We start from the raw sequence: 9,169 nt of genomic DNA on the forward strand, positions 1-9,169 counted from the left end.
TCTTAAAAGAGCAGCATAAGAAACCAATTATGAGCACAGAACATAAACGGTCACTCCCGGCAGTAACGTTGGCCGCCATTGGTGTGGTATATGGCGACATTGGCACCAGCCCTCTCTATACCCTGAGAGAGTGTTTTTCCGGCCACTATGGCTTTAATGTAGAACCCAGCGTTGTTTTCGGCTTTCTGTCGCTAATATTCTGGATGTTGATCCTGATTGTCTCGCTGAAATATCTCACTTATGTGATGCGTGCGGACAACGCCGGCGAGGGCGGTATTCTGACGCTGATGTCATTGGCCGGACGAAACACCTCTGCCAGAACCACGGCGGTACTCGTCATTCTCGGTTTGATTGGTGGCAGTTTCTTCTATGGCGAGGTGGTGATCACCCCCGCGATTTCAGTCCTGTCCGCCATGGAAGGTCTCGAGATAGCAGCCCCGTCGCTTGATCCCTTTATCGTTCCCCTTTCTATTACCGTTCTGACCTTGCTGTTTATGATTCAGAAACACGGCACGGGAATTGTCGGGAAACTGTTCGCTCCGGTGATGGTGTTGTGGTTCCTGACCTTGGCGGTGCTGGGGATCAACAGTATTGCTCAGAATCCGGAAGTGCTGCGGGCGATGAACCCGATGTGGGCGGTTAACTTCTTTATTGAGCACAAATCCTTCTCGTTCCTGGCGCTGGGTGCCGTAGTGCTGTCCATCACCGGCGTAGAAGCGTTGTACGCCGATATGGGCCACTTCGGTAAATTCCCTATTCGTCTGGCATGGTTTAGCTTTGTGTTGCCGTCGTTGGTACTCAACTACTTTGGTCAGGGCGCACTGCTGCTGAAAAATCCTGAAGCGATTAAAAACCCGTTCTTCCTGCTGGCACCTGACTGGGCACTTATCCCGCTGCTGATACTGGCGACGCTGGCCACTATTATCGCTTCGCAGGCCGTTATATCCGGCGTGTTCTCCCTGACCCGTCAGGCGGTGCGTCTTGGCTATCTGCCGCCGATGCGCATTATCCATACTTCGGAAATGGAAGCCGGTCAGATTTATATTCCTGCCATTAACTGGACGCTGTATATCGCCGTGGTGATTGTTATCGCCAGCTTCGAGCACTCCAGCAATCTGGCAGCAGCGTACGGTATTGCCGTCACTGGTACGATGGTGCTGACCAGTATTCTTTCTTGCACCGTGGCATTGAAAAACTGGCACTGGAAACCTTTCCTGGTCGGTATTTTGTTGATCGTTCTGCTGTTTATTGACGTGCCGATGTTTGCAGCCAACGCCACCAAACTGTTCTCCGGCGGCTGGCTGCCGCTGACGCTCGGGTTGTGCATGTTTATCGTCATGACCACCTGGAAAAGCGAACGTTTCCGCCTTATGCGCCGCATGCATGAGCACGGAAATTCTCTGGAGGCGATGATTGCCTCTCTGGAGAAATCGCCGCCGGTTCGCGTTCCGGGTACGGCGGTGTATATGTCGCGTGCGATTAACGTCATTCCGTTTGCGCTGTTGCATAACCTTAAACACAACAAGGTGTTGCATGAGCGGGTGGTTTTACTGACGCTTCGTACCGAAGATGCGCCTTATGTGCATAATGTCCGACGTGTGACCATCGAGCAGTTATCGCCAACCTTCTGGCGGGTGGTCGCCAGTTACGGCTTCAAAGAGACGCCAAACGTGGAAGAAGTTTTCCACCGCTGCGGACTGGAAGGATTGCCGTGCAGGATGATGGAGACGTCATTCTTTATGTCGCACGAGTCACTGATCCTCACCAAGCGCCCGTGGTATCTCTATTTCCGTGGCAAGCTGTTTATGGCGCTCAGCCGCAATGCGCTGCGCGCGCCGGACCAGTTTGAAATTCCGCCTAACCGCGTTATCGAACTGGGCACGCAGGTCGAAATCTGATCCTGCGCTAGAACGACAAAGGGCACCTTCGGGTGCCTTTTTGTTTTTCTAATCTTAACGAAATGCATTATCCCAAATTTCCCTCTCATTTCTAAACGCCCCAGCGAAACGTTTCGACGGCGATCACAAATCCACCACAAGCCCATTGCCAGATTCTCACAGATTCCTAAACTCATCCGTGAGCGAAACGTTTCGCTGTTGGAGTTAACCATGAAGAAATCACCGCTTTTGAATGCCGAAATCTCACATGTCATTGCCAGGTTAGGTCACACCGATCAGCTGGTTATTGCCGATGCCGGTTTGCCGGTACCCGCATCTTCCCAACGCATCGATTTGGCGCTGACCGCAGGTGTTCCTACTTTTCTACAAGTTTTAAAGGTAGTGACGCATGAGATGCAGGTTGAGCGGGCGATACTCGCCGGGGAGATCGTCGAAAAGAATCCTCAACTCCATGAAGCGTTACTCGCGCAGTTGAAAGAACTTGAGCAGCACCAGGGAAACACCATTACTTTGGATTACATCAGTCATGATGCTTTCAAGGCGCAAACTGAACATAGCCGGGCCGTAGTCCGTAGCGGGGAATGTTCGCCTTACGCGAACGTTATTCTGTGTGCCGGCGTAACCTTCTGAGGCCTTTATGCAACCTTTGCTGCAACTGACAGGGATTGATAAAGCGTTTCCTGGCGTAAAAGCACTTTCCGGCGCGGCGCTTAGCGTCTATCCGGGACGTGTGATGGCGCTGGTGGGTGAAAACGGCGCGGGCAAGTCCACCATGATGAAAGTACTGACCGGCATCTACCAAAAGGATGCCGGTTCAGTGCATTTTCTGGGTAAGGAAGCCGTGTTCAACGGCCCTAAAGCCTCGCAGGAAGCTGGGATTGGCATCATCCATCAGGAACTGAACCTGATCCCTCAACTGACCATCGCGGAAAACATTTTCCTCGGTCGCGAATTCGTTAACGGTTTTGGTCGCATCACCTGGAAAAAGATGTATGCCGAAGCCGACAAACTGCTTGCCCGGCTGAACCTGCGATACAGCAGCCACCGATTGGTGGGTGAACTTTCTATTGGCGATCAGCAGATGGTGGAAATCGCCAAAGTGCTGAGTTTCGAATCCCGGGTCATCATTATGGATGAACCGACCGATGCACTGACCGATACTGAAACCGCCTCCTTATTTAACGTCATCCGTGAATTGAAGTCGGCGGGCTGCGGCGTGGTTTATATCTCGCACCGGCTGAAAGAGATCTTTGAAATTTGCGATGACGTCACCGTATTTCGTGACGGACAGTTCATCGCCGAACGTCCGGTCAGCGAATTGCAGGAAGATACGCTGATTGAAATGATGGTGGGCCGCAAGCTGGAAGAGCAGTATCCCCGCCTGAATCAGGAACGTGGCGCGCTGCGGTTGCAGGTGCGTAATGTTTCCGGCCCCGGCGTCGATGATGTGAGCTTCAATTTATATGGCGGTGAAATTCTCGGTGTCTCCGGTTTGATGGGCGCCGGGCGCACCGAACTGATGAAGATCCTCTACGGTGCACTACCGCGCAAAGCCGGTTACGTCGCTCTTGATGGCCGCGAAGTGGTGACTCACTCGCCGCAGGATGGTCTGGCGAACGGCATCGTTTATATCTCCGAAGATCGCAAACGCGACGGACTGGTACTTGGCATGTCGGTTAAAGAGAACATGTCGCTGACGGCGCTGCGCTATTTCAGCCGCGCGGGCGGAAGCCTCAAACATGCCGACGAACAGCAGGCGGTGGGCGACTTTATCCGCATGTTTAATATCAAAACGCCTTCAATGATGCAGCCGATTGGTTTGCTCTCAGGCGGTAATCAGCAAAAAGTGGCGATTGCCCGCGGGCTGATGACCCGCCCGAAAATATTGATCCTCGACGAACCGACGCGTGGCGTTGACGTCGGTGCCAAGAAAGAGATTTACCAGCTTATTAACCAGTTCAAGCGCGAAGGCTTAAGTATCATTTTAGTTTCCTCCGAAATGCCAGAAGTCATCGGTATGAGCGACAGGATACTGGTGATGCATGAAGGCCATTTAAGCGGTGAATTCCCGATAGAACAGGCGACGCAAGAAGTGTTGATGGCAGCCGCCGTCGGCAAGCAATACGGCGTGAAGCAGGAGTAATTAACGATGAGTTCTCAGACATTGCCGGCGAAAAAACGCTGGATCACTAAAGAATGGTTGTTGGAGCAGAAATCGCTGATTGCGCTGCTGGTGCTGATTGCCGTGGTCTCTTCCATGAGTCCGAATTTCTTCACAGTGAATAACCTGTTCAACATTCTTCAGCAGACCTCCGTCAACGCCATTATGGCGGTGGGTATGACGCTGGTTATCCTGACATCGGGCATCGACTTATCCGTCGGTTCGCTGCTGGCGCTTTCCGGTGCCGTTGCGGCTTCGGTCGTCGGGCTGGAAGTGAATGCGCTGGTGGCTGTTGCTGCTGCGCTGGCGGTCGGTGCCGGAGTCGGTGCGGTCACCGGGTTGATTGTCGCCAAAGGGAAAGTACAGGCATTTATCGCCACGCTGGTGATGATGCTGCTGCTGCGCGGGGTCACCATGGTGTACACCAACGGCAGCCCGATCAGCACCGGTTTTACCGATGTTGCTGATACTTTCGGCTGGTTTGGTATCGGACGCCCGCTGGGTATCCCGACGCCGGTCTGGCTGATGGCGGTGGTGTTTGCCGCGGCCTGGTACATGCTGCATCACACGCGTCTCGGGCGTTATATCTATGCGTTAGGCGGTAATGAGTCCGCCACACGTCTGTCAGGTATCAGTGTCGATAAAGTAAAAATCATCGTCTACTCCCTGTGTGGCCTCTTAGCGGCGTTGGCGGGCATCATCGAAGTGGCGCGTTTGTCCTCTGCGCAACCGACGGCCGGTACGGGTTATGAACTGGATGCCATCGCCGCCGTTGTGTTGGGCGGAACCAGCCTGTCAGGTGGTAAAGGACGTATTGTCGGAACGCTGATCGGTGCGCTGATCCTCGGTTTCCTGAATAACGGTTTGAATTTATTAGGTGTCTCCTCCTACTACCAGATGATCGTCAAAGCAGTCGTCATTCTGCTGGCAGTCCTGGTAGATAACAAAAGCAACAAATAATCTCTCCTACAGGAATTATGACCATGAATATGAAAAAACTGGCAGTTTGGGTTTCTGCGGCGGCTATCACTGCCTCTTTCAGTGCCAACGTACTGGCAAAAGACACTATCGCGCTGGTGGTCTCTACGCTCAATAACCCGTTCTTCGTTTCAATGAAAGACGGCGCACAGAAAGAAGCCGACAAACTGGGCTACAACCTGGTGGTGCTGGATTCGCAAAATAACCCGGCGAAAGAGCTGGCAAACGTGCAGGACCTGACCGTGCGCGGTACCAAACTCCTGTTGATCAACCCGACTGACTCTGACGCAGTGGGTAATGCCGTGGCGATGGCCAACCAAGCGAAAATCCCGGTGATCACGCTTGACCGTCAGGCGACCAAAGGTGTCGTTGCCAGCCATGTTGCGTCAGATAACGCCTTCGGCGGCAAAATGGCCGGTGATTACATCGCCAAAAAAGTCGGTGAAAACGCCAAAGTGATCGAACTTGAAGGGATTGCCGGTACCTCTGTTGCCCGCGAACGTGGTAAAGGTTTTGCCGAGTCCGCTCAAAAACATCACTTCACTATGCTGGCCAGCCAGCCTGCTGATTTCGACCGTACGAAGGGCCTGAACGTGATGCAAAACCTGCTGACGGCGCATCCTGATGTGCAGGCCGTGTTCGCTCAGAATGATGAAATGGCGCTGGGGGCGCTGCGTGCTCTGCAAACTGCGGGTAAAACTGACGTGCTGGTGGTAGGTTTTGATGGCACCGAAGACGGTATTAAAGCGGTAAATAGTGGCAAAATGGGCGCTACTGTGGCTCAGCGTCCCGATCAGATTGGTGTAATTGGCGTTCAGACTGCGGATAAAGTGCTGAAAGGCGAAAAAGTCCCAGCCGTTATCCCGGTTGATTTGAAACTGGTTGCTCAGCCGTAATCTTTAAATTTTGCAGCTTTCATCTCTGCCCATAAATAGCTTTGGACAATCTGCGCCACCTTGAAAGGGTGGCGCAATATCACTCAGGGAACGCGAATGGAAACAGGTAAACTGGTTGTTCTTGGCAGCATCAATGCCGACCATATTCTTAATATCAAACATTTCCCTCAGCCTGGCGAAACGGTGATCGGTAAGCAGTATACCGTCGCATTTGGCGGTAAAGGGGCTAATCAGGCCGTTGCCGCTGGGCGCGCGGGTGCAGACATTTCGTTTATTGCCTGTGTTGGAGATGATGATATTGGCGAGCGCGTCCGCAAACAGCTGGCGAGTGATAACATTGATACTTCTCCCGTAGAGGCCATCGCCGACACCACCACCGGCGTGGCGCTGATTTTCGTGAATGCCGAAGGCGAGAATGTTATCGGTATTGATGCGGGCGCCAACAACGCTGTGACTCCAGAGTACCTCAGTCGCTACAAACAGCAGGTCATTGATGCCTCTGCTCTATTAATGCAGCTGGAATCGCCGTTAGAGACGGTGATTGCGGCGGCGAAACTAGCCAAAGAAAACGGCACGCAGGTCATTCTTAATCCTGCACCGGCCTGTGAGTTGCCGGACGAACTGTTGTCTCGGGTGGATATCATCACCCCGAACGAAACGGAAGCTGAAAAACTTACCGGAATTAAAGTCGACAATAACGAAGATGCGGCGCGCGCCGCTAATGCCCTGCACGACAAGGGCATAGCGACGGTCATCATCACTCTGGGCAATAAAGGCGTCTGGCTGAGCCAGCAAGGCGAAGGCAAGCAGATTAAGGGTTTTCGCGTGAAAGCGGTCGATACTATCGCGGCCGGCGATACCTTTAATGGTGCCCTTATCACCGCCTTGCTGGAGGGTAAGCCGATGGGCAGCGCAGTACGTTTTGCTCATGCTGCGGCGGCTATTGCCGTAACGCGTCCCGGTGCGCAACCCTCTGTCCCATGGCGCAAAGAGATCGACGATTTTCTTGCACATCAGGAGTCCTGATTGGCCACCATGAAAGATGTCGCCCGCTTGGCGGGCGTTTCAACCTCCACAGTCTCCCATGTGATCAATAACAATCGCTTTGTCAGCGAAGCTATCCGTGACAAAGTGACGGCAGCTATTGATAGCCTCAACTATGCGCCGTCCGCACTGGCGCGTAGCCTCAAACTCAATCAAACACGCACCATTGGCATGTTATTGACGGCCAGCAGTAACCCGTTTTACGCGGAAGTGGTACGCGGTGTGGAACGCAGTTGCTACGAACGCGGCTACAGTTTGATTTTGTGTAATACCGATGGTGATGCTGAGCGCATGAACCGCAGTATGGAAACCCTGCTGCAAAAGCGCGTCGATGGATTGCTATTAATGTGCACCGAGAATCATCGCCCTTCGCAGGATGCGCTGAGCCGGTATCCTTCGTTACCGATTGTGATGATGGACTGGGCACCTTTTGGGGCCGCCAATGATGTGATTCAAGACAACGCCCTGCTGGGCGGGGAAATGGCGACGGAGTATCTTATCCGTCAGGGGTATCAGCGTATTGCCTGCATTACTGGGCCGCTGGATAAAACCACCTCGCTTGAACGCCTTAACGGTTATCGTCAGGCCATGCAACGTGCGGGTTTGCCTATTCTGCCGGGATATGAAGTGACGGGCGATTTTGAGTTTGAAAGTGGCCTGCCTGCCATGGACCAACTGCTTGCATTACCTCAGCGGCCTCAGGCTGTGTTTGCCAGCAATGACGCAATGGCCGTCGGGGTTTATCAGTCTCTATATAGAAAGGGACTTCGGGTGCCGGATGATATGGCCGTCATTGGCTATGATGACATCCAGCTCGCGCAATATATGACGCCGCCACTAACGACCATTCATCAACCTAAAGATTCTCTCGGCGAACTGGCGATCGATACGCTATTACATCGCTTACAAGAGCCGGGCGCGGAACCACAAGTGTTGGTTCTGACGCCTGAATTAGTCGTGCGGGAATCTGTCGGTTTACTCAACGGCAATTAACAACTGCTGGCAAGCTATTAGTGCCCGCTCACTATCACTGGCCAGAATGGCATCGACGAGTGCCTGATGATATTCCAGTTTAATCACTTCGTTGCCGGTGATCGCCCGGAAATAACTCTGATAAACCGAACTGAACAGATTTGAGAACGAGGTTAGGAACGGATTCTTCCCCGCTTCATAGATAAGCTGGTGGAACTGGGTATCAACGGTGATCCAATGCTCCCGGTCAAAACTGCCATGTAATTTTCTCATTTCAGCCATATAAAGAGAAAGCTGCTCTTTTTGTTGTCGGCTGGCCGTGATGGCTGCCAGCGCACAGGCCTGAGGTTCCAGCGCCCGACGCAAAATGACAAAGTGCGACATCACCTGATCAAAATTCTCACGCGTCATCCACCATGTCAGAAGTTCCTGATCGAGAAAGTTCCAGTTTCCTTGTGGCATAACGCGGGTGCCAATACGTGGACGCGGTAATAACATCCCCTTCGCAGTGAGCGTCTTTACCGCTTCACGCACTGCGGTACGGCTTACGCCAAAAATCTCACCCAGTTCAATCTCCCCAGGCAGAATGCTTCCTTCCGGATATTCTGCGGATAAAATCCTTTGCGCTATTTTTTCAGCCAATAAGTAAGAAAGGTTACGTTGCGCGGCTTGTTGTTGGGTACTGAGGGCCATATAAGGTATTCCTGAAAAAGCATCTTCCTATTATATAAAGCAGTTTACTCCACTGTAGTGCCCTGAAAGGGTCGTTTTGTGACACAAAATGCACGTATGTTGTGCGTTTTTGCTTTGTTTGTTGAAAAAAAGAACGGTCAGTCATTTATTTGAAATTAAGGGTTGCGGCCTTCTGAGAACTCCCTATAATGCGCCTCCACTGACCGGGAACAACGACTCCTCTAACGAGAACCAAGTCGCCCAGTCAGGAAGTGTCAACCCGGTGAAAACACCGCGTCTCGCAAGAGAAAAAGGTTGACTCTTCAGCGGGAAAGCGTATTATCTGCCTCCCGCGTTACCGAGAACTTCTCCGGTAACGAACGCTCTTTAACAATTTATCAGACAATCTGTGTGGGCACTCACAAGACGATATCAGCCACCTCGGTGGCAAAAAATATCAAGTCTTAAAGAGTGACCAAGCAGTAATTCATTTAGGTGACTTGTTCACTTATAAGAGTACTACGAAAGTTAATTTTTGAGCACCGCTT

General features: G+C 52.3%; 8 protein-coding genes. 7 read left to right on the plus strand and 1 reads right to left on the minus strand.

The features are described from left to right. Positions 1 to 29: 29 nt before the first annotated feature. The 7 genes from kup to rbsR all read left to right on the plus strand — a co-directional run bounded on the left by kup (position 30) and on the right by rbsR (position 7,970). Positions 30 to 1,898, plus strand: coding sequence for a low affinity potassium transporter Kup (kup, locus tag ACZRKO_RS19245; protein ID WP_463738837.1), 1,869 nt, complete (start codon positions 30 to 32; stop codon positions 1,896 to 1,898). 210 nt (positions 1,899 to 2,108) lie between these two features. Continuing rightward, complete coding sequence (rbsD, locus tag ACZRKO_RS19250; protein WP_463738838.1) at positions 2,109 to 2,528, plus strand: D-ribose pyranase; 420 nt, start codon at positions 2,109 to 2,111, stop codon at positions 2,526 to 2,528. A gap of 7 nt (positions 2,529 to 2,535) precedes the next feature. Then, positions 2,536 to 4,041: a ribose ABC transporter ATP-binding protein RbsA gene (gene rbsA, locus ACZRKO_RS19255; protein ID WP_463738839.1), complete on the plus strand. Its 1,506-nt coding sequence runs from the start codon at positions 2,536 to 2,538 to the stop codon at positions 4,039 to 4,041. A gap of 6 nt (positions 4,042 to 4,047) precedes the next feature. Then, on the plus strand, positions 4,048 to 5,019 hold the full coding sequence (rbsC, locus tag ACZRKO_RS19260) for a ribose ABC transporter permease (protein ID WP_463738840.1): 972 nt from the start codon (positions 4,048 to 4,050) through the stop codon (positions 5,017 to 5,019). Positions 5,020 to 5,042: 23 nt separating this feature from the next. Further along, entirely contained in the window at positions 5,043 to 5,933 is an 891-nt protein-coding gene (gene rbsB, locus ACZRKO_RS19265; RefSeq protein WP_463738841.1) for a ribose ABC transporter substrate-binding protein RbsB, read from the plus strand. A 96-nt stretch (positions 5,934 to 6,029) separates the two neighbouring features. Next, positions 6,030 to 6,959 carry a ribokinase gene (rbsK, locus tag ACZRKO_RS19270; RefSeq protein ID WP_463738842.1) on the plus strand — a complete coding sequence of 310 codons (930 nt, stop codon included), beginning with the start codon at positions 6,030 to 6,032 and terminating at the stop codon, positions 6,957 to 6,959. After that, positions 6,960 to 7,970, plus strand: a complete 1,011-nt coding sequence (gene rbsR / locus ACZRKO_RS19275; protein ID WP_463738843.1) for a ribose operon transcriptional repressor RbsR — start codon at positions 6,960 to 6,962, stop codon at positions 7,968 to 7,970. It begins immediately after the preceding gene. On the opposite strand, the gene ACZRKO_RS19280 is transcribed toward rbsR, so the two are convergent. Next, a complete protein-coding gene (locus ACZRKO_RS19280; protein WP_463738844.1) occupies positions 7,953 to 8,642 on the minus strand; it encodes a FadR/GntR family transcriptional regulator in 690 nt (229 codons plus the stop codon). The two genes, rbsR and ACZRKO_RS19280, sit on opposite strands and share 18 nt — an antisense overlap. Between the last annotated feature and the right edge of the window lie 527 nt (positions 8,643 to 9,169).

The organism is Ewingella sp. C233 (genome assembly GCF_055407225.1).

Bases quoted from the DNA above. Each gene is read 5' to 3' on its own strand.
- kup (WP_463738837.1), top strand. From the start codon at position 30: ATGAGCACAGAACATAAACGGTCACTCCCGGCAGTAACGTTGGCCGCC.
- rbsD (WP_463738838.1), top strand. From the start codon at position 2,109: ATGAAGAAATCACCGCTTTTGAATGCCGAAATCTCACATGTCATTGCC.
- rbsA (WP_463738839.1), top strand. From the start codon at position 2,536: ATGCAACCTTTGCTGCAACTGACAGGGATTGATAAAGCGTTTCCTGGC.
- rbsC (WP_463738840.1), top strand. From the start codon at position 4,048: ATGAGTTCTCAGACATTGCCGGCGAAAAAACGCTGGATCACTAAAGAA.
- rbsB (WP_463738841.1), top strand. From the start codon at position 5,043: ATGAATATGAAAAAACTGGCAGTTTGGGTTTCTGCGGCGGCTATCACT.
- rbsK (WP_463738842.1), top strand. From the start codon at position 6,030: ATGGAAACAGGTAAACTGGTTGTTCTTGGCAGCATCAATGCCGACCAT.
- ACZRKO_RS19280 (WP_463738844.1), bottom strand. From the start codon at position 8,642: ATGGCCCTCAGTACCCAACAACAAGCCGCGCAACGTAACCTTTCTTAC.